At 40.4% G+C, this 22436-nt stretch carries 19 protein-coding genes; 12 read left to right on the forward strand and 7 right to left on the reverse strand.

The window, feature by feature from the left end; all coding sequences use genetic code 11:
* Nucleotides 1-71: 71 nt before the first annotated feature.
* From H6G97_RS29490 to H6G97_RS29510, 5 genes are all read right to left on the reverse strand, one after another.
* Nucleotides 72-488, reverse strand: coding sequence for a helix-turn-helix domain-containing protein (locus tag H6G97_RS29490; protein WP_206759133.1), 417 nt, complete (start codon nt 486-488; stop codon nt 72-74).
* A gap of 63 nt (nt 489-551) precedes the next feature.
* Complete coding sequence (locus tag H6G97_RS29495; RefSeq protein ID WP_242055386.1) at nt 552-1004, reverse strand: carboxylesterase family protein; 453 nt, start codon at nt 1002-1004, stop codon at nt 552-554.
* A 119-nt stretch (nt 1005-1123) separates the two neighbouring features.
* Entirely contained in the window at nt 1124-2653 is a 1530-nt protein-coding gene (locus H6G97_RS29500; protein WP_190944079.1) for an amidohydrolase family protein, read from the reverse strand.
* Between the two features lie 630 nt (nt 2654-3283).
* Nucleotides 3284-4648, reverse strand: coding sequence for an LLM class flavin-dependent oxidoreductase (locus H6G97_RS29505; RefSeq protein ID WP_190944080.1), 1365 nt, complete (start codon nt 4646-4648; stop codon nt 3284-3286).
* A 34-nt stretch (nt 4649-4682) separates the two neighbouring features.
* Nucleotides 4683-5504, reverse strand: a complete 822-nt coding sequence (locus H6G97_RS29510) for a class I SAM-dependent methyltransferase (RefSeq protein WP_190944081.1) — start codon at nt 5502-5504, stop codon at nt 4683-4685.
* Between the two features lie 663 nt (nt 5505-6167).
* On the opposite strand from H6G97_RS29510, the gene H6G97_RS29515 reads away from it, so the two are divergent.
* From H6G97_RS29515 to H6G97_RS29525, 3 genes are all read left to right on the forward strand, one after another.
* Nucleotides 6168-7946 carry an iron uptake porin gene (locus tag H6G97_RS29515; protein WP_190944082.1) on the forward strand — a complete coding sequence of 593 codons (1779 nt, stop codon included), beginning with the start codon at nt 6168-6170 and terminating at the stop codon, nt 7944-7946.
* A gap of 383 nt (nt 7947-8329) precedes the next feature.
* Complete coding sequence (locus tag H6G97_RS29520; RefSeq protein WP_190944083.1) at nt 8330-9157, forward strand: ABC transporter permease subunit; 828 nt, start codon at nt 8330-8332, stop codon at nt 9155-9157.
* Between the two features lie 60 nt (nt 9158-9217).
* Entirely contained in the window at nt 9218-9985 is a 768-nt protein-coding gene (locus tag H6G97_RS29525) for an ATP-binding cassette domain-containing protein (RefSeq protein WP_190944084.1), read from the forward strand.
* A gap of 110 nt (nt 9986-10095) precedes the next feature.
* On the opposite strand, the gene H6G97_RS29530 is transcribed toward H6G97_RS29525, so the two are convergent.
* On the reverse strand, nt 10096-10605 hold the full coding sequence (locus H6G97_RS29530; protein ID WP_190944085.1) for a pentapeptide repeat-containing protein: 510 nt from the start codon (nt 10603-10605) through the stop codon (nt 10096-10098).
* Nucleotides 10606-11094: 489 nt separating this feature from the next.
* Complete coding sequence (locus H6G97_RS29535) at nt 11095-12414, reverse strand: MFS transporter (protein WP_190944086.1); 1320 nt, start codon at nt 12412-12414, stop codon at nt 11095-11097.
* Nucleotides 12415-12976: 562 nt separating this feature from the next.
* Between H6G97_RS29535 and H6G97_RS29540 the strand changes: the two genes are divergently transcribed.
* The 9 genes from H6G97_RS29540 (at nt 12977) to H6G97_RS29580 (ending at nt 22174) form a co-directional block, all read left to right on the forward strand.
* Nucleotides 12977-14464, forward strand: a complete 1488-nt coding sequence (locus H6G97_RS29540) for an amidohydrolase family protein (RefSeq protein ID WP_190944087.1) — start codon at nt 12977-12979, stop codon at nt 14462-14464.
* Between the two features lie 245 nt (nt 14465-14709).
* Nucleotides 14710-15762, forward strand: a complete 1053-nt coding sequence (locus tag H6G97_RS29545) for a sulfonate ABC transporter substrate-binding protein (protein WP_190944088.1) — start codon at nt 14710-14712, stop codon at nt 15760-15762.
* 78 nt (nt 15763-15840) lie between these two features.
* Nucleotides 15841-16515 (forward strand): thioredoxin family protein, encoded by a 675-nt coding sequence (locus tag H6G97_RS29550; protein ID WP_190944089.1) that lies wholly within the window; start codon nt 15841-15843, stop codon nt 16513-16515.
* A gap of 88 nt (nt 16516-16603) precedes the next feature.
* On the forward strand, nt 16604-17278 hold the full coding sequence (locus H6G97_RS29555; protein ID WP_242055388.1) for an SDR family NAD(P)-dependent oxidoreductase: 675 nt from the start codon (nt 16604-16606) through the stop codon (nt 17276-17278).
* Nucleotides 17279-17373: 95 nt separating this feature from the next.
* Entirely contained in the window at nt 17374-17733 is a 360-nt protein-coding gene (locus H6G97_RS29560; protein WP_190944090.1) for a DOPA 4,5-dioxygenase family protein, read from the forward strand.
* Between the two features lie 214 nt (nt 17734-17947).
* Nucleotides 17948-19003, forward strand: a complete 1056-nt coding sequence (locus H6G97_RS29565; protein ID WP_190944091.1) for a sulfonate ABC transporter substrate-binding protein — start codon at nt 17948-17950, stop codon at nt 19001-19003.
* A 127-nt stretch (nt 19004-19130) separates the two neighbouring features.
* Nucleotides 19131-20840, forward strand: a complete 1710-nt coding sequence (locus H6G97_RS29570) for a fumarate reductase/succinate dehydrogenase flavoprotein subunit (RefSeq protein WP_190944092.1) — start codon at nt 19131-19133, stop codon at nt 20838-20840.
* Between the two features lie 36 nt (nt 20841-20876).
* Nucleotides 20877-21452, forward strand: a complete 576-nt coding sequence (locus tag H6G97_RS29575; RefSeq protein WP_190944093.1) for a GNAT family N-acetyltransferase — start codon at nt 20877-20879, stop codon at nt 21450-21452.
* A gap of 26 nt (nt 21453-21478) precedes the next feature.
* Nucleotides 21479-22174 (forward strand): HAD family hydrolase, encoded by a 696-nt coding sequence (locus H6G97_RS29580; protein WP_190944094.1) that lies wholly within the window; start codon nt 21479-21481, stop codon nt 22172-22174.
* Nucleotides 22175-22436 lie beyond the last annotated feature (262 nt).

Genomic DNA, 22436 nt, shown 5'->3' on the forward strand with positions numbered 1-22436 from the left:
GTATAAATCCAGTACATCTTCCATTCGGAAAACATATTCTGCATTTACTTCAGGAATACACCATTGTTCTCTCAACCAAGGCTTGATTTCATTTTTTTTAAAGTCTGACGTACTGTTTCATCTGAGATTGAATCTATGATACCAACGTTCACTAAATGATCTGCTAATAATTGCATTGTCCAACGTACTCTTCCAACTGGTGGATTAGAACAAGCAGTTGCAATCAAAAATGCTTCTTGCTTTTCATCTAACTTTTTAGGTTTTGGTGGATGAACCTCATCCTTTAAAGCAAAATCTAGCCCTCCAATGACAAATTTTTCTCGTATTCGTTGCACTGTCGCAACATGCGCTCTAACTGTATCAGCGATCGCTTGATCAGTTTCTCTATCAGTTGCCATTAGAAGAATGTTTGCACGGGTTATGCTTCTTGCTTTGTGCTTACCTTTTTTAATTATCGATTGCAGTTGAGAAACTTCATCTTCATTCAAGTCAACAATATACTTTTTCGCCATGTTACACCCCGTTTTTGGCTATTTTACCAATTAGAGGTTTTACTTAGCAAAGTTACCTTGGCAGACTACTAGTTGGCTTGGTTCTAATGTTTTGGGTACACGACCAGACACTGCTACCAAACCAGCGAAGCGAGTAGGATGAGAAGCAGCGATATGCCATGCCCCAGCCGTACCTAAGCTGAATCCAGATAAAATCACACGGGACGGATCTATGGGTTGGGAGGTAATGAGATTATCCAACAGAGTAATTACATCAGATTCTCGATCTACCCAGGTTTGTCCTTCAGGCAACTGGGGGGCTGCAAAGACATAAGGTAAGGGGCTGGACGAATCCACGAAACGAGGTAAACTCCATTTGAGTAGTACATTTATATCTGTACCGCGATCGCGTGCGCCATGCAAAAACAATACGAGTGGTGCAGGTTTATTTACTTCTTCAGAGACAGGCGAGAAAAGATAAGGCAGTGAAGCGGAACGGTGTTCGATAGGCATAGCTATAATTCCTCAAGTTTGTGTTTGATTTAGGAATTGGGGACTAGAAATTATCTAATCCCCTTTAATGGCAAACGTTTTTAGACTTTAGCCGTATTCACTCAGACCTCTTTGGTTATTTAAGCTATCACAAGGCTCTTATCTACTTGGGGAGTAGGTACTTTCGATTCAACCGCCGTACCCTTAAAGAAGTCGGGATTGGCTTGGGTATAGAACTTGTAAGGATTATTGAATACATAAGCCTTAAAGTCCGCTTCATAAATCACACCTTCTTGTACCAAATCCCAGCTTTCCGCTAGTGGATCGGTCAAATCAGGTACATCCCAGTGACCAACATCTGAGGAATAAATGGCGTTGATTTTCACACCCAAGGGATTGGCTTTGTCGTTGAATGCTGCTGCGATGGTGCGATCGTCAGACTCGGAACCAAAGAAGAAACTATTCACCCAGCGATCGCGGATGTCTTCAATTGTCTCAATCCCGGCTGCGGCAAAGTCTTCCAATTCACTACCAACGGGTGAGCGACTATGACGGTTGAAAGAAGAACCCAAGACACTCTTTGTTAATTCCTCTTTACTCAGAGGATTTTCTTGCAGGAACTCGCTACCAAAACGCTCGAACAACACGAACAACTCATCAGAATTGGCGTTATCTGGGTTGTAGTTTTGTAGTCCTTTCAGACTGCGCTTGGAGAAACGATCTACTAAATGAATGTAGACGTGAGCGCCCCAATCTGCACCACCTTCGAGCATAGCTACGCGCAACTGAGGGAAACGTTTGGTAACACCACCAAAGAACAACGCCTTAGCAAATGCTTGGGAACCATCGGCAAAGTGACCGATGTGGTTGTTCATGTAGTTACTGATGGAAGAGCGTCCAGTCCAACCTTGGCTGCCGTAATGGGTAGTAATGGGTACACCTAATTCAACTGCTTTTGCCCAGAATGGATCGTAGTCATATTCACTATCTAATCCGTAGAAGTCAATGTATGAGGAATACTTGGCGACTTCTGGGTATTGATCGGCGGGATATTTATCAGCGATCGCCTTAATTGGACGTTTCACACCATCAGGAATATTAGCTACCTTTAGTCCTAGTGTTTTTACTGCGAACTCTAACTCCTCAATGGCTTCTTGAGGAGTACCCATCGGGATGCCAGCTACAGGTGTCAGGCGATCGCTATATTTCCGATATAAGTCAGCATGATAATGATTGACTGCCCGTTGCAGTGCTTGACGGTTCTCAATACTAGCTTCAGCTGGTGCAAGAACATTGTTAGGAAACAGTACCGAATAATCTGATCCTTGCTCCGCTTGACGCTCATAGAAGAGTTCAGGAAGAGTATAAGTAGCGAGATCCAAAGTATTGCGGGTTACTCTCGCCCACCAAGGCGATCGAATTGTGCGGTTGTACTGGCGTTCTTCTGGAGTTTGTTGATACCAGTCTTTACCATTGCTCTTGGAATTGAGACGAGAAGCTTCCGCCTTGCGTAATTCATCTACAAGTTTTGAGCCACCGTATTTAGCAATGTAATCCTCCAGCGCTGGAGTGAAATCATTGGTATGAACATCAGTGTCAATTATCGGATAATCAAGTTTTGCTTTGATTGCGGCGGAACGAGAAGTTTTTAATCTGCTATATTCAGTCATGTTTTTTTCCTTGAATAAATGACAGAAGTAGTGCTGAGAAATGAGTTATGAGTGCTGAGTACAACAAAACAGACGAGAGTTAGTTGATATTTATCGCGCACTGACTCACCGCAAGCTGACAATTCAGCGGCATCTGGAAAACCTCTCTCTAAATCTCTCTCCTTTTAGGAGCTACGGTGTACACACAAGTCGTGAAATTCCACCTGACACTTGGTTTTGTCCTCTAGCAATAGGATTGTGCGATCGCTCTGAAAGTCTGTCCGCAGCGAAGAGGAACGACGAAGCAATCGCAAAAACTCACGGGATTATGTGATTACTTCGCTCCGTTATCACTGCGCTCGTAATGACAATTTAAGGGGTCTATAACGCCTGAAACCCTTTCAGATAGTACTTGTGTGTACACCGTAGCCTTTTAGGAGAGAGACTTTGAACTTTCCCCCTTCCCGCGTCGGGAAGGGGGTTAGGTTTTTAGTGGACTTTTCCACATAACGTGAAAAGTCAGACCACAAGAGCATCTACAGCACTCGAAACTCACTACTCTTTTTGCTTGTAGTAAGGACTTTAGTCCTGAGTTCACCTAGTATGTGCAAGTAAGAACTTTAGTTCTTACTACGAACGAATCCTATTTATTTACGCCAAAACCAATCTCTCATTCGCTTGTTTGACAGCAAATTGATTACTCGGACGACGTAGCCCCAAGTTTTCCCGCAAAGTACTACCTTCATATTCAGTACGGAACAATCCACGTTTCTGCAAGATGGGAACAACCAAGTTAATGAAGTCATCCAACCCTGTAGGCAAGATGGGCGGCATGATATTAAAACCATCTGCTGCACCGTTGTTGAACCATTCCTCTAGTTGATCGGCAATACTTTCAGGAGTACCAAGTATAGTGCGATGACCTCGTGCAGTAGCTAAAGATAGATATAACTGACGCAGGGTGAGAGTCCCACGAGTAGCCAAATCTCTCACTAGTTTCAGACGACTCTTGTTATTGTTAGTATCACTGGGCAGTTCAGGAGCTAGGTCATCTAGAGAATACTTGGATAGATCCACACCCTTGTAATAGTTCTTTAAAATACCCCAAGCTACATCGGGATGAATCAACGATTGCAGAAATTCGTATTTCTCTTGAGCTTCTTCTTCAGTCCGGCCAATGATTGGGAAAGTCCCAGGCATAATTTTCAGATCCTCTGGAGAACGCCCATATTGCGCCAGCTTCCCTTTGACATCAGCATAAAATTCCTGGGCATCAGCTAGGGTTTGATTGGCAGTAAAAATCACCTCAGCAGTACGCGCAGCTAAGTCCCGTCCAGCTTCCGATGCTCCAGCTTGTACAATTACTGGGTAGCCTTGGGGCGGACGACCGACGTTCAAGGGGCCTTTGACAGAAAAATGTTTACCCTTGTGGTTGAGTATGTGCAGTTTGTCCGGCTCGAAATAGATACCAGATTCTCTGTCACGGATGAAAGCATCATCTTCCCAACTATCCCACAGTCCTTTGACCACTTTCACAAACTCTTCTGCACGTTCATAACGCTGGCTATGTTCCGGGTGATGCTCAAGACCGAAATTTAGTGCGGCATTCTCGTTACCTGTGGTGACTACATTCCACCCCGCCCGGCCTTTACTCAAGTGATCCAAAGAAGCAAACTTCCGTGCCAGGGTGTAGGGTTCTTCGTAGGTAGTCGAGGCAGTGGAAATAAAGCCAATGTTTTGAGTTACAGAGGACAAGGCCGAAAAGAGTGTCACCGGCTCGAAATGGACAAGTTTACCATTGCGTTTTTGAGTTTCTGGTTCGCCGCCCCAAACTCCTGGGCTGTCCGCCAGAAAAACTGCATCGAACAAGCCGCGTTGGGCAGTCTGGGTAATTTCTTTGTAATGCTCAAAATTGAATCCAGCATCTATCTGTGCATCTGGATGTCGCCATGCAGAAACATGATGTCCAGTGGATTGAATGAATGCACCTAAACGAAACTTGCGTGTTTTACTCATCTGCTTTTTTGTGTATAGCTAAATAGCATCCAAATTAATGCTTCCAAACGACTTCGATTGTTGCTGTGAGTTTTTCTGTAAAGTGTCCAGAAGGCTCAACTGCTAGTAATGCTTCTTTGATATCTGCTTCAAATTCTTCGGCTTTATCACCATAGAAAATTTTCAAAGAGAAGGCTGTGGTGTACAAGTAGCCAAGATAGCTGGAGACTGTCCAAGATTTTTCAAAAGGCACTTCATACACTTCTTGGCGAGCAAATTTTGAATTGGCAATTACAACTTCGTGGGGAGGATCAACTGATTTACGAATACCCTGTCCTCGTTGTCCAGTTCGTCGCTCCTCGCCTAACCATTTTTTCACTACTTCTATGGCAGCCTGTTTCCAGGGTAAAGAACTTATCCAAGGATTATCACCTGTATTGAGCAGTGCGATCGCACCATCATTTGCCAGCAATTCATAAAGGCGTTCTAGTACGAGTTCCCGTTCCATCCAGTGAAAGGCTCTGCCAATGGTAGCTAGTTTAAATACTCCTAAACTAGGGTTAATCAGTTCTGCGCCTTGTTCTAGCCAAGTAATATTATTTGCCCCTACAACTGCTGCTTGCCGTTGCGCTTCCTTGAGCATTTCCGGATCAGGATCGATCGCAACTACGTCCTGAAATTTAGTGCTGAGGGGAATGGCAATTAAACCTGGCCCAGTACCCAAATCAAGCAGTCGTCCCTGACCATTAAGATGAAAAATTTCCGTTAGTTTGTCGAATACAGCCGATGGATATTTAGTTCTGTATTGAGCGTAAACCTCAGCAGCACCCTCAAATAGTGTTGGATCGTAGGTAGGAAGTGTTTTCAGTTGGGTCATAAGTTGGTTTTTTGGTGAATCAATTTCTATTCAGGGATTGGGGATTAGGCATTGGGAAAATTATTCTGAATATTTCCCTAGTCTCTGTTGACAGAACGAATCTATAAAGGAGGACTTGTAGTATGAGAATGCCGAGGTTCTTACCAAGTTTGTTTGAACCACTTAGAACATTGATAGGGCGTTTCACTACTACTTGCATTAGGTACATGATTAATTTTTGCCCTATCAATATTTTTTTGCAGATCCGGCTGAGTAGTGAGCCGATAAATTGAAATACTGTAGTCTATTCCTTGTAAAATACTACAACTCGATTGATTTACCGTAGTTTGCGTATTTAACAGAGTTTTTCACACTTACGAGAAAAAGACAAGTACTGCTTAATACAAGTTTGCTAATATTTTTCAAAAAGAAAAATATATCTTAAGAAGCTTGTTTTTTTTATTTTTTTATGTAAGTATCCAATGTGAACAATAAAACTACTAAATTTCGATAAAGTTTTAGTAGTTTACTAATAGCCACAAATTAGGCTAATTCAAATTCTTTCTTCTCAAGAGAGCATCCCACTTTTGCATCTCTTCCTTTGTGTGTAATCGGGGTGTGAAAATCCTGTCGGGTGCTAGCAAGCAAAGATTTGTTAATTTTCTGTGCATAACCCAATAGCCGATGTTTAAAGTTTTGTGGAATTATGGGCTAGTTATCCCAGGTCTTTTTAATGTATTTTTAATCCTTTCTTCAGCCGTACTTGCTGCTGAAGCACCGGACTTATCGGAGCTAAAATCAGGGGTTGAGGAACTTTCGCCAAATATTGCAACTCAGCCTGAATCGAATCAAACTGCCAACCTAGAAGTAGCTCAAACGCCAGACTATTTACTATTCCAAGAAGCAAGCCTACTTTCGCAGGAGACTTTCACAGAGCAAGATGACTCCCTAGCGCAAGTTAATTCTGTTTCTGAATTATCAGATGTTCAGCCTACAGATTGGGCATTTCAAGCATTGCAATCTTTAGTGGAACGCTATGGTGCGATCGCAGGTTATACAGATGGGACATTCAAAGGCGATCGCGCCCTGACACGCTATGAATTTGCTGCTGGTCTAAATACCGCTTTAGACCGAATCAATCAAATAATCACCAGTTCTACAGCCGACTTAGTTAAACAAGAAGACTTAGACACAATCAAGAAGCTAAGAGAGGAATTTTCCACAGAATTGGCTACACTGCAAGGACGAGTTGATGCAGCAGAGGCAAAACTGGGAGTCATCGAATCACAACAATTTTCTACTACAGTTAAACTCACAGGTCGAGTGCAGTTTGTTCTTGGCTCACTTTTTGCAGGTAATAATGTTCTCACTGGCAGGCCAGCTCCCCGCATAGTAACACTGCAAGATGCAGTAACTTTGCGATTGAATGCCAGCTTTACAGGTAAAGATTCACTAGGCATAACAATGGGGGGTGGAAGTATTGAATCATTGGGACAAACAAGAGCTGGATTATTAGGTACTTTTGATGGCAGAACGGCTGATAACGCTAATATTACAAGACCACGCAACGATTTTTCTCTTACTGGTCTGCGTTATCGGTTTCCACTGGCTTCAAACACCCAACTCAACATTTATGCTTTATCCGATGGAGCTAATGAGCTAGGTTTTACTGTTCCGATTAACCCATACTTTGAAAGTAATTTAGCAACTGGTTCTAATGGGATTTCCCGATTCTCACGACGAGCTTTAGTCTATCAATATGGAGATAGTGGTGGCGGAATAGCGGTACTCCACAGATTAAATGAACAGTTCCAGTTGGGATTAGCTTATAGCGCACCTAACGCCAATAACCCTGGAGACAACAATGGCTTCTTTACAGGCCGATATTTAGCTTTAGGACAGATACTATATACCAGTCCTCAGAAGAATTTTCGCGCGGCTCTAACTTACGTCAATACTTATAGTCCACCTAACGCCAGAGGTTTAAGTGGAACTAACTTTGGCCCAGCAGCAGGAAGTAACTTGGTCAATAGCACCGTAGCGGGAACGGGGACAGTTGCGAATCTTTATGGTGTACAAGCTTTCTATCAATTTAGTCCCAAGTTTGCTATCAATGGTTGGGTAAGTTATGGCGCACACCGCTATTTAGGGCGTGGCGATGGTAATGCTATGGATTGGGCGGTAGGACTGGCTTTCCCGGATCTTGGAAAGAAAGGAAGTTTAGGAGGATTGTTTGTGGGTATGGCACCAAAACTTACCCGTCTCAGCAGTAATGTAGACTTGGGGGCAGGCTTAGGACAAGCAGATAAAGATACTTCCTTGCATATTGAAGGATTCTATCAATATAAAATCACTGACAATATTGACATTACGCCTGGTTTTATCTGGGTGACTGCACCAGATTCAAATGCCAATAATCCTGATAGTTTATTTGCATGGGCTCGTACTGTCTACAGGTTTTAGGGATTATTAATAGATGTGGGGTGGGTTATTCTGTCGCTAACCCACCGTTATTTCAGGACTGATAGTCCATGACGGACTATCAGTCCTAAATCCCTACAAATTGGAGATTTTTTGAATTTGAAACCTCTTCGATATAGAAAATAGGCAGGCTCGCTAATATTCGGTTCGTGCCAAAAGTTTAGTTGGGGTTGCTTTTTACATAATTTCGTGTAAGATTGTCTTTAATCTACGGCAATTCTCTCAATATATAGTAGTTTAAAAATAAATACTCAAACGGCAAGGTAATTTTTCGATTTTTTTCTGCTTGCTTTCTTTCCCTGTCTCAGTAAAACAAACATACAAGCCGTTAATGAGAACTTCATCAAACAACTAATTGGTAGCTTATGACTATTACTCTGAAAAAGACTAAAAGCAGTGAAAAATCGCTAGAAACACTACTCAACAACAAATATGCTGATAAAATCATTCCTTGGATAGTGCCTTTTATAGTGCTACTACTTTGGGAAATTGCTTCCAGAACTGGTTTACTTTCCAGCAGAATTCTTCCAGCACCAAGTAGCGTAGTTTTTACGGCATTTAAGTTAGCCTCAACTGGAGAGCTTTTCCAACACATGGGAATCAGTGCTGCACGCGCTATATCTGGTTTTGTAGTTGGCGGCGGAATTGGCTTTATTTTAGGATTACTTACTGGGTTTTCTCGCATTGGAGAACAATTGTTAGATAGTTCCTTGCAAATGCTGCGTACTATTCCTAACTTGGCATTAATTCCCCTAGTAATTTTATGGTTTGGGATTGGTGATCAAGCTAGATTGTTTTTAGTTTCTATAGGTGTATTTTTCCCAATTTATCTTAATACTTATCATGGAATTCGCAGCGTAGATCCCGAACTGATTGAAATGGGCAAAGTTTATGGCTTAAAAACATCACAGCTTTTGTGGCAAATTATTTTTCCAGGAGCCTTATCTTCGATTTTAATTGGTGTCCGATTTTCTTTGGGTATTATGTGGCTGTCGTTGATTGTTGCTGAACAAATTGCAGCCGATTCCGGTATTGGTTATATGGCAATGAACGCTCGTGAGTTTATGCAAACAGACGTTGTGGTGTTAAGTATTGTTATCTATGCATTACTAGGTAAACTAGCAAATTCCATTGCTAAAGCTCTAGAAAATAAGTTTTTATCATGGAATCCAACTTACACATCTGCTGGATAAACATCCCAAATAGTCAATAGCTGAATGGCTCAATAATCTCTAAAAAAAGGAAAAATCAAAATGGTTTCAAATATACAAGGTTCACAACTTACAATTTTGGGTTTAAGCAAAGTTTTTGGAAATAAAACTGTCTTAAACTCATTAAATCTAGAAGTAGCGCCAGGAGAGTTTATTGCTATTGTAGGGCGCAGTGGTTGCGGTAAAAGTACTTTACTACGCCTTGTATCAGGGTTAGATAAACCCACGACAGGCGGTATATTGCTAGATGGAGAACCACTACGCAAGCTCAGTCATTCTGTAAGAGTGATGTTTCAAGACCCCCGCTTACTACCTTGGAAACGTGTAATAGATAATGTGGGTCTGGGTTTGCAAGAAAATTGGCGTGCAAAAGCTGCGTGGGTATTAGAACAAGTAGGACTTAAAGATAGAGCTGGTGAATGGCCTTACGTCTTATCTGGAGGGCAACGACAACGGGTAGCATTAGCCAGAGCATTGGTGAGTCAACCACAACTATTACTACTTGATGAGCCTTTAGGAGCATTGGATGCCTTAACTCGCCTAGAAATGCAACATTTAATCGAAGATTTGTGGCAACAGAGAGGCTTTACGGCATTTTTAGTCACCCATGATGTAGAAGAAGCTGTGGCGCTAGCAGACAGAGTAATAGTAATTGAAGAAGGACGGGTTGCGTTAGATTTACCTGTAAGATTGTCGCGTCCACGAGACAGAGCTAGTGAAGTATTTGTAAATATTAGGGAAGCAGTACTAGAACAAGTTATGAATAATGAAGGCACTCATGTACATCAATTATTGCAAATGAGCCATTAATACTCTACTTTTAAGTGGATATCTCAAGAAAACCCCAACTACCAAGGGTGGTAATTGTGGTCAAAAAGAGAGATATTCACTTAGTTTTTTGTACCATAACTAAGGATTTTTTACTGAGTCATCAATCCCAGTGGTGTAATTGCTTTTTCCAAATCAGCCCCTTGGAAGTTTGCTCCAACTATATTCGCACCAGTAAGATTGGCCTTCTCTAAATCCGCATCAAATAAGTTCGCATTCTCTAAGTTTGCGCCTATGATGCTTGCCTTGCCTAAATCTGCACCTTGAAGATTTGCCCCTTGCAAGTTAGTCCCTTGTAAGTTTGCTCGTTCTAAATCAGCACCTTGCAAGTTCGCATTCTCTAAATTTGCATTTTGCAGGTTTGTATCCTTTAGTTTTGCTCCTATTAAGTTACATCCAATACACTCATTGGTTGTTAGTAAATGTCTAACGTTATCAACTACAGATATTACAGGAGCAGGTGCAGATTCTATGGTTGTGGGTGGTGTTAGTGATTGAGCCTTAGCACTAGGTTGTTCGAGCAGAGAAAATCCTGCCACAAATACCAAAAATACGGCTGCTACTATCCAATTAGTTAATTTCTGAGAAATTGATTTCTTCATAAGTTCCTCGCTATTCAAATTACAATCTCAACTTTAGCTTTATAGAAATTGTTCGTTCAGTGGTTGATATTTACTGTAAAGTAAGTTGATTAATAAAAACAAATATTATTTTTGTTCAAATCGATAAATTAAAGTGATGTGAAATTTTGTTGCTGACAGAAATTATTCAAATTCGACATTAGTGGAGTAAAAAACATGAAATACATTAATCTTGGCAGGGCTAGGCTAAAGGTATCGCGTCTGCTCTGGGCACAATGACTTATAGCTGTCGTCAATGGCGAGAATAGCTGCTAGAAGAAGAGAGCAGTCCATTACGGAGGTTGCGATCGCGTCTCCAAAGACAAAGATGTTCTGGTACTCCTCCAGAAAAGCAAGCTAAGTGGAGTGTGCCAAAGGGAAGAGTATCTGAAGGGAGAACACAGAGGTAAAAACCTAAATTAGTTAAATAGCATGATTTACTTTATTTTTAATTACGAATTACGAATTATTTTAATCTCTATTGGGCTGAGTAATTAAACCCAATTCTACATAAACTTGAGATATTAAATTTTTTATATTTGGTAATTTTTTTACAAAAAAGATAGCCCCTATTAAACAACAAATACCACCGAAAAATAAAGCATTATCAACTCCTATTTTACTTGCTAATCCTCCAAAAAATAAATTACCAAAAGGTAATATTCCCAAAAAGCCTGTTGTGAATATACTTGTGACTCTACCCCTTTTAGTTTCATCCACCAAAATTAATTGTACAAAGTTACTAATAGCTGCCAAGGTAAGCGTATTCGTCATTCCGACAATGAAAATTAATACTAGGCAGGTCTGTAGATTATTAGAGCGAGAAAACAGTGTTAAACCTAAACCTAAAACCATAGCAGAATACGCTATGACGTTTACCAATCCTGTGGCTTGTTTCCTTAAAATTAGATAAAGTCCAGCAATTATCGAACCCAGTGCGGAAGCAGTCATTAAAAATCCCATAGTTTCTGCATTACCATTTAATATTTCCCTGACGAAAACAGGTATGAGGTTAACGTGGGTCATTACCATGAAACAAATCAGAATTTGTAAGGTTAAAACATACCTAATAGGCAGAAAATCATAAGCGAAAGTAAAACCTTCTTTTAAATTTTGGAAAATGTTCGTGTTTTTTAGTAAATATTTATTAGAAACTGATTTAATTTGTGCAACTAATATAGCAAAAACAAAGGGTATATAACTGATACTATCGACTAAAAAACATGAAGCTGCCCCAAATCTGGCAAGTAAGAATCCTCCTAGCATGGGACTGACAAACTTTGCTGTATTAATTAAGAATGAATGGATAGAAATGGCACTGTAAGTATCTGCTTTGTTATCCACCAATCTAGGAATAGTTACCAACCGTGCTGGCAGATCAAACGCTTTGACAGTTCCTTGCATTATACCGATGATGATAATCCACGTAACGGTAATATGACTGTTAATAGTGAGAATAGTAAGAGTAAAAGATAGTAAAATGGATACTAATTGAGTGGTTAATAATACATAACGTAAATTCCAGCGATCTAAATACACACCTACCAATGGCGTAATAATTAACCCCATAAATTGATTGGTGAATCCAACTATGCCAACTAACATGACTGAATTAGTGATTTGATAAACCATCCATACAAGAGCGATTTGAGTCATCCAGGAGCCAAAAAAACATACACTCTCTCCAATTACGAAACAACAAACATTTGGAGATTTTAAAGCAGGTGGAATATCCCAAGAACTAAACAATAGTTTGCTTACTTCAGAGCTTTTTTTATTACTTTTTTGCATCAATATTTTCCTTTAGGAGACTTGAGCCAATTTTTGGATGAAAAGTTCACTGACTTTGCTATTTTCTTCGCAATTATTCAGATAATTTAGAAATACTTAAATTTAGTTAAACATAAAGTTAGCAGACTTAATATATCCTGAGACGAATGGCACTAAAAAGAAAAGCCAAAAGGCTTGTGTAGCCTCATTCCCAGTCTTAAGACTGGGAATGTATTCTGAGAGGCTCCGCCTCCAGGCTGAGAACCAGTCTATGGTCAGAATACATTTAGTTTTACTAAGAGTTAGCTTATCTTAAGTTTTGAGTTACATATACTTTAGCTCCTAAGCACTTGTATTGTAGCTATGACTATGCAATAATATCAAGTGAATCTACGATAAATCGGTAGATAAATAGTATTTGAAGCTTTTGGCATAAGTACTGTACACACAGAGTAATCAGTGAGAACGCGAATACAGTAATACAACTCCAGTTGATATCGAGTTGAAAATTTTGATTTTTGCTTGGTCGTAAAGCTTGATTTTGCTCAAAGTTGACGGTCATCTTAACTATGGAGACGTAATTATGACAATTGCACTTGAACGTCCTACTAAAAAATCTCGTTCAGCACAAATTCGGGAGCAACTAGGTTATCCTATCATTGATACCGATGTGCATACCCAAGAATTTGAACCGGCCTTTCTTGACTATTTAGCTCAAGTGGGTGGTGCTAAACTTGCGGATAGTTTCCGAGATCATTTACCCGGTGCTGGACGTTATCGTTGGTTCCAGCAAACTTGGGAAGAACGTCATACTTATCGTACTGCTCGTCCTCCGTTTTGGGGTTGTCCCACCAAAGATACTTTAAACCTTGCTACTATTAGCTTGCCGAAGCTACTGCATGAACGCTTGCAAGAAGCTGGGACAGATTTTGCTGTACTATATCCCAACTTGGCAACCTTAGCACCGCAAATTAAAAACGAAGAAATGCGTTGGCCCGTTTGCCGTGCAGCCAATTTGTATCATGCAGATATATTCCGGCCATACTCTGATCGCTTAACTCCCATTGCTACTATTCCTCTCAACACACCAGAAGAAGGGATAGAAGAATTGGAATATGCAGTTAAAGAACTGGGATTAAAAGCAATTCAAATTCCCGGTTATGTTACCCGCGTTATCCCTGGCTTCGAGAAATACCCTGAAGAAGTACAACGAGAAGCAACTTGGATTGATAATTTTGCCTTAGATAGTGCTTATGATTATGATCCATTCTGGGCGAAGTGCGTAGAGCTAAAAGTTGTCCCCACTACTCACGCCTCTGGTATGGGTTGGACATCTCGCCGTTCGATTTCTAACTATCAATACAATCACATTGGACACTTTGCCTCGGCTGCTGAAGCTTTTTGTAAAGCACTGTTTTTTGGTGGTGTGACTAATCGTTTCCCCACTCTCAGATTTGCTTTTCTAGAAGGTGGTTCGGCTTGGGGTGCTAGTCTTTATACAGATATTATTTGGCATTGGGAAACTCGGAACCCAGAGATTTTACAGAACAATCATCCTGGTAATGTGAATCGGGAAGAATTACGGGAATTGTTCATTCAGTATGGTGGCAAAGAATTTCAAAATCGCTTCGATGAAATTGGTAGTGGTTTAGGTTTCCACGGGAAATACTTTGCACCTGAAAATCCTGGCGAATTAAACGAGTTTGCGGCGGCGGGGATTACCAAAGCTGAAGATGTGCGCGATCGCTTCCTCAATCATTTCTACTTCGGTACAGAATCAGACGATACCCGTGTGGCTTATGCCTTCCATCAAAAAGCCAATCCCTTTGGCGACAGAGTAAAAGCCTTTTTGGGTTCTGATTCTGGTCACTGGGATGTACCTGATATTACAGCTGTTACTTCCAACGCTTACAGCATGCTAGAACGCGGTATCCTCAGCGAAGAAGACTTGCGACACTTCTTATCTATCCATCCTTTGGAGTTGTACACCAGTCTCAATCGTGACTTCTTCAAGGGTACGGCAATTGAGAAAGCAGCAGAAGAATATTTAGCAGCTAATACTCGCGCTTAAGACAAGTTTGTGTACCTAATGCGATGACTCACTCTGCTATCTACCCTAAAGGTGGGCAATGTCCACCTTCTTATCTTGAAAAAAGGAATTGGCAATAATAAAATAAATCTTTTTCATCCTTTATTTGCAGATTTTATCGTGATTAGCTATCTCGAAAATGAAGAGCAAGGGATCACTATTATTTGCATTTACACTACAGAAAACTTTTAACCATTTCTATCAAATTGATAGCGAACAAAAATTTTATGAGGTTTTCATCTAAAGTATTTCCAAGAATTAACCTGTTTCAGAGATTTTCATTTTTTATAGTGCCTGGATTATTGACTATTTCGACGACTTTAATTAGCTGCTCAGTCGAAATTCCAACTACAGAAAATAAATCAAAGGGTATTACAGCAAAAACTATCCGGCTGGGATATCAAAGTGCTGGAGACATCGTTAAACTAAGAGGAGGCATAGAAAAGCGTCTACAACCCTTGGGTGTTTCTGTGGAATGGGCACAATTTGCAGCAGGCCCACAATTAATGGAAGCGATGAATATAGGTAGAGTTGATATTGGCTCTGTCGGAGAGACTCCTCCTATATTTGCCCAAGCGGCTGGTACATCTTTAGTTTATATTGCTAACCGTAGCCCTGGCACGGGTGAAGGCAGTGGTATCGTAGTTCAAAAAAATTCACCAATTAAGAGCGTAGCTGACCTTAAAGGGAAAAAAATAATTTTTCAAAAAGGTTCAGCGTCCCATTACTTACTAGTTAAAGCTTTAGAAGAAGCAGGTTTAAAATATAGTGATGTTCAAGCTCTAAGTATGCCCCCATCTGAAGCGCGTGGTGCTTTTATTCAAGGGCAAATTGATGCTTGGGTGACGTGGGACCCTCATTTAGCGTTAGCACAGAAAACTGCAAATGCCAGAGTTTTAAGAAATGCTGGGGGTATCGCTACTCAGGGTGGATATTACATGGCTTCACGAAAGTTTTCTACAGAAAATCCAGAATTAGTGCGATTAGTGCTTGAGGAGATAGATAAAGTAGACAAATGGGCTGAACAAAACCAAGCCGAAGTTGTCAAAATAACTACTCCTCACCTCAAAATTGATGAGGATATTATTGCAGAAATGGTTAAAAGACGAACTTACGGCTTAAGAGCGATTACTCCAGAAATTATGGCAGGTCAACAGCAAATTGCAGATTTATTTACCCAAGAGAAAGTAATTCCTAAATCCATAGATGTAAAAGAAGCAATGCTGACACCTGAGCAATATGCAGCTATCACACCTAAAACCATGATTAGTCAGAAATAATTAGTAATTCATAATTACAATGTACAATCAACGCGCTGCTTTTACTGTTGTTTTGAATAATTAAAGGATTTTTATTTTATGGCAAAGACTTTTTCAACAATGCTACCTTTAGGTGTTTTAGCACCTGATTTTTATTTACCAGATGTAGTTTCGGGTAGAACGATTTCACTCTCTGATTTTGCTAGCGAAAAAGCCTTGCTAGTGATATTTTTGAGTCGCCATTGTCCATACGTACAGCACATCAAATTTGAATTAGCAAAACTGGGTCAGGACTATATACAAAATACAGATAGGAATCTGGGTATTGTGGCAATTAGTGCTAATGATATCACTACCCATCCTGACGATGCACCGGAATCTTTGAAAGCCTTTGCACAAGAGTTAGATTTAGCTTATCCACTCCTGTTTGATGAGACTCAGAAAACCGCGAAAAACTTTTTTGCTGCTTGTACTCCTGACTTTTTTCTCTTTGATGCTACTCGCAGACTGGTTTATCGGGGACAGCTAGATGATAGCCGCCCACAAAGCGAAATACCTGTGACTGGAAAAGACTTGCGGGCTGCAATTGAAACTGTCTTGAGAGGTCGGATTGTGGCTTGGGAACAAAAACCTAGTATTGGTTGTAACATCAAGTGGAAGCCAGGGAATGAACCTGTTTATTATCAAAATCCGGCGTTAGTGTTCGCGCAGCCTCCCGCAGGAAAGCTCACCCTTGGCGTAGCCTCTCGTAGCGAAGGTATCACACTTCGATAGAAACTAGGAAATAGGGGCTAGGGTTGATTCTATACCCAATGTCCCTGGAAATTACTTTTAGTACGGAATGGTAGCAAAGGGTTGAGTTATGGCAGGGAAATTAGATAATAAAGTAGTAATTATTACAGGAGCTTCTGCGGGAATTGGCGAAGCTACGGCTATAGCCTTAGCCGCAGAAGGGGCAAAAGTGGTAATTGCAGCCAGAAGAGGCGATCGCTTGGAAGCATTAGCAAAACGAATCGAATCCAGTGGTGGTCAGGCTTTACCTATTGTTACTGATATCACTGACGAAACTCAAGCCAACAATCTAATCCAAAAAGCAAATGCAGAGTTAGGGCGAGTCGATATCTTAGTGAACAATGCAGGTATAGCCCTGACAGGTAATATTGATGGCGGTAACACATCAGACTGGCGGCGGATGTTTGATATTAATGTCTTCGGATTGCTTTATGCTACCCATGCCGTTCTACCAATTTTCAAAGCCCAAGGTAGTGGGCATATCGTCAATATTTCATCAGTGGCTGGTCGTTTAGCGCGTGCAGGTGTCGGGATATACAACGCAACTAAATGGGGTGTGAACGCTATTTCGGAATCATTGCGGCAAGAAGTGTTGAAAGATAACATCCGCGTCACCATCATCGAACCTGGTTTAGTAAATACAGAAATTAACAATCATATTACCGATCCCATATCTAAACAGATTAGTGAAGAACGGCGTAAATCAATCAAAGCTTTGGAAAGTGAAGATATTGCTAGAGCGTAGGCGTAGCCCGTCGTAGACATCGCTTATGCTCTAACTCAACTACCCCACGTTAATGTCAATGAAATTCTCATTAGACCGACTCAGCAAGAATGGTAATGAAAGAAAATAGCATCATTACTGGTTTTCATGCTCATGTCTACTACGATACCGAGACTCGTGAGACTGCTGCTCGTATCCGAGAAGGATTAGGAGCTAGATTTGAAGTAAGACTTGGACGCTGGCACGATCAACCCATTGGCCCGCATCCACAAGCAATGTCTCAAGTTGCCTTTTCACCAAACCAATTTACGCAAGTCGTCTCCTGGTTAATGCTCAACCGTGAAGGGTTAGATATTCTCGTCCACCCTGAGACGGGTGATGATGTCACAGATCATACAGCACATTCTTTATGGCTAGGAAATAAGCTAGATTTAAACATCGATTTCCTACAACGCATCAAACCCAACGCCTCTTAAAAATCCTCTGCGCTTCCCTTGGCGTACCTACCCTGCGGGAAGGCAAAGCGCCTATGCGTTTAAAAACCGCTAAAATTTTATGCGCTAATTCGTAATAGGCATACTTTTTCGGATCTTGCATTTGCGGCTTATCTATGTGAATATTCTATCAGTAAAATACGGTAAATTGCTCAATTTATCGTAGTATTGTTATTGCTTGTAGTTTAATGTACGTATGTTCAGTAAGTATTTACCACATCGACTGATGAAGATTGTCAGCAGTTTTCTTCAGAATTATGAAATATCCAGAATTGGCACATTTGCCTTATTCTTTGCTGTCGGATTAAGTTTAACTCTTGTGATCTCGGCTTGTTCTCCCAACAACACAAGTAACTCCGCCGCAACGCAGACAACAAATCAAGGTGTGGTAGTTCGTATCGGCTATCAAAAAGCGGCTACTATTCTCAACGCTCTCAAGAACCGAGGCAGTTTAGCGCAAACTTTAACTGCTGCTGGTGCTTCAGTGACATGGGCGGAATTCCCCGCAGGCCCACCTATGCTAGAAGCAATGAACGTAGGTAGTATTGACTTTGGCTACACAGGAGAATCACCACCAATATTTGCCCAAGCCGCAGGTACTCCCTTGCTTTATGTTGCTTACGATCCTTGGAGTCCCAAAGCCGAAGCAATTATTGTTCCGAAAAACTCACCAATTAAAACCGTTGCTGAACTTAAGGGGAAAAGAGTAGCCTTTGCTAAAGGGTCAAACACTAACTATCTTGTTGTCAAAGCTATAGAAGCTGCCGGATTAAACTATAGTGACATCCAACCAGCACATCTCACACCAGCAGATGCCCGTGCAGCCTTTGAAGGCGGTAACGTTGATGCTTGGGCAATTTGGGACCCTTACCTAGCAGCAGTTGAACACGATCTAGATGTCAGGATATTAACAGATGCGACAAATTTAGCACCAAATCGGGGTTACTATCTTGCTCGTCAAGAGTTTGTCAATTCTCACCCAGATTTGTTGAAAACCCTTTTAGATGAAATCAGCAAAACAGATAAATGGGCAGCAGATAATCCAGAGGAAGTTGCCAAGTTTCTAGAACCAGAATTAGGTATTAAAGCAGCAGCATTGGAAATTGCTGAAAAACGCCGGGAGTATGGCGTTTTACCGCTCACAGATGAAGTCATCACTCAGCAACAAAACATTGCTGACACTTTTCATAAAATTAAGCTAGTTCCCAAGCAAATCCAAGTCAAAGATATCGTTTGGAACGGGAATTCGTAATTTGTAATTCGTAATTCGTAATTTAGGAAGTCCCATCTTCCTCATCTCCCACCCTGCGGGTTCGCGCTAGCGTCTCTGCAGGAGAAGCTAAAGCTACATCTCCACCACTCCCCACTTCTAAAAGCTTATGGACATCAATACCCAACAGATAAAAACTGATGTACTTGTCATTGGTGGCGGTACAGCCGGGACAATGGCTGGAATTAAAGCCAAACAAGCGAATCCAGATGCAGAGGTGCTGATCTTAGAAAAGGCTAACATCCGACGGAGTGGTGCGATCGCAATGGGTATGGATGGCGTGAATACCGCAGTCATTCCCGGTCATTCTACACCAGAACAATACGTGCGCGAAATCACCCTTGCTAACGATGGGATTGTAAACCAAAAAGCCGTATATCAAACAGGCAAATTAGGTTACGAAGTCATCCAAGAATTAGAAAGCTGGGGTGTGAAATTTCAAAAAGATGCCCAAGGCAACTATGACTTAAAACAAGTGCATCGTGTGGGTAAATATGTCTTACCCATGCCAGAAGGAAAAGACCTCAAAACAATTCTCACTCGCCAAGTCAAACGCCACAAAGTCAAAGTTACAAATCGCGTCATGGCAACCCGTGTATTAGTCAAAGAAGGACGTGCTATTGGTGCAGTAGGATTTGATGTCAGAAATGGTGATTATATTGTCATTCAAGCTAAAGCAGTCATTTTATGTACAGGTGCTTGTGGCAGATTAGGATTACCTGCTTCTGGTTATCTCTACGGCACTTATGAAAATCCTACCAATGCCGGAGATGGCTATTCAATGGCTTATCATGCAGGTGCAGAACTTAGTAATATTGAATGCTTTCAAGTTAATCCTTTAATCAAAGATTACAACGGCCCCGCCTGTGCTTATGTTGCCGGGCCTTTTGGCGCACATACAGCCAACGCCGAAGGAAATCGCTTCATTAGTTGCGACTATTGGAGTGGTCAAATGATGTTGGAAATTTGGAAAGAATTAAACTCTGGGAAAGGGCCAGTCCAACTAAAAATGACCCACCTTGATGAAGATACAATCGCTGAAATTGAATCCATACTTTGGGCGAATGAAAGACCAAGTAGAGAACGCTTTCATCAAGGCAGAAACGAAGATTATCGCACCCACGGCGTAGAAATGCACATTTCCGAAATCGGCTTATGTAGTGGTCATAGTGCTTCTGGGGTGTGGGTAAACGAAAACGCGCAAACAACTGTCTCAGGTTTATATGCAGCCGGAGACATGGCCAGTGTTCCTCATAATTATATGATTGGCGCATTTGTTTTCGGTCGCATAGCCGGAACTCATGCCATTGAATATATTGAAGATTTAGATTTTATCGAACCAGATACAGATTTTTTAGAAGCTGAAAAAGCCAGAATTTATGCACCATTAACACGTCCCAATGGTGTACCTCATACTCAAGTTGAATATAAATTAAGACGGTTAGTTAATGATTATCTGCAACCACCAAAATCAGGTAATAAAATTGAGATTGGTTTGAAACATTTTATTCAATATCAACAAACATTAGATATCATGGGTGCGCGTGACCCCCATGAATTAATGCGTTCTCTGGAAGTGCATTTTATTCGAGACTGTGCAGAAATGGCAGCCAGAGCATCATTATATCGTCAAGAAACTCGTTGGGGACTTTATCATTACCGCTTAGATTATCCCGAAAAAAATGATGATGAGTGGTTTTGTCACGTCAACTTAAAAAAAGATGAATCAGGACAAATGATGTTGTTTAAACGTCCTGTAGATCCTTACATAGTAGAAGTAGACATACTCCAAGAATCATATAGTGTTGCGGCTAAATAAGAGGATATTTTCAAAATTTCAAGAAAAATGTAGAGTGTGTGGTCGTACAGCGCAATGCACCATCAGAAATTCAATGATTTTTCTAAAATGCTGGAACTAATTAACCCAACTTGTGATTTACATTCAGAGTTTATTGATATGGTGGCGGAATATCAAGAACGTGGTGAATCACGCTTATTTGATCAGACTAATTTGCCGTTGATTCAGGAAAATTTTTCAGCTTATATTCAATACTTAGAAAATAATTCAAAAGGTATTAATTTAAAACCTGGCTTTGTACCTGCAACGACTTTTTGGTTAGTGGCGCAGAGGAAACTAATTCTGGGCGAAAGCCAATTACGCCATTGGTTAGTACCTAATTTAGAACATCGAGGAGGACATATTGGATATATGATTCGTCCTCTGCAAAGAAGCAAAGGATATGGTACACAAATACTGGCTATGACTTTAGAAAAAGCTAGTAATATAGGTTTAAGTCGCGTTCTTTTAACTTGCAACCAAGATAATCTTGCTTCCGCCCGCATAATTCAGAAAAATCAAGGTAAATTAGCAAGTGAGGGATTTTTGGAAAATTCAGACACAGTTATTTCCCGTTATTGGATTGATTTATAAAAACCTTTGAGCCTAATAAAATAAAAATGAGTTATAAAGGCATAATTTTTGATCTAGATAATACACTGTTAAATTTTGAAATATGTGAACGTCAAGCTATTCTTGGTGCATTGGAAGCTTGTACAATATCTTTGGATTTGAATGGAATAAGCGAAAGTATTTTTCTCCAAGTATTTGAAACTTATAATTCTCAGTATTGGAAACAGCGAAATGTCTTTTCTCCTAACGAAATAACCGAGAGGTTTTATCAAAGTACACTTGCTGAGTTAAATATAAAAACAGATAAGATTAGTCATCTTAGTCAAAATTTTTGGCAGATTTTTAATCATTCAGCCGTCACCGAACCTGATGTATATGAAGTGCTTACTATTCTCTCACACAGTTATCGGTTAGCCGTTATCACCAACGGTTTAGTATCAGCACAAGTACCGAGAATGCAATCTGTGGGAATTGATCATTTTTTTGAGGAAATTGTAGTTTCTGAAGCAATTTGTTTTGCTAAACCATCTCCAGAAATATTCCATCATGCTTTATTTAAATTAGATTTAACACCAGCAGAAGTCCTTTACGTAGGAGATTCTCTCACTCATGACTATGTGGGAGCAATGCAAGTTAATATTGATTTTTGCTATTACAACCGAAAAAACCAGAACTTAATACAAGAAGTGCAACCAAAGTTTATAATAAGTGAACTATTAAAATTGGTAAAATTGGTTAACTAACAGATTTTTTATTCATTTAAAGTTCAATCTTAAATTAATTTATTTTATAAAAAATATGTCTATTTATAATTCAATTGCTCAACAATACTCAAAAACTCGCGTTCCTGATATCCGTATTGTCAATAAATTAATTGATTTAAGCTAATCGGCACTTAAGTTGCATAATAAGAAGAGGAAGTCGTTTAAAAGCAACTATGCCACCAGCAGCTAAAAACTTTTTAACGTCGGAGCAAGTCAGTAAGCTACAGGAAGGTCTAAAAGA

It is taken from the genome of Nostoc flagelliforme FACHB-838 (genome assembly GCF_014698065.1).
GTDB classification, from domain to species: domain Bacteria; phylum Cyanobacteriota; class Cyanobacteriia; order Cyanobacteriales; family Nostocaceae; genus Nostoc; species Nostoc flagelliforme_B.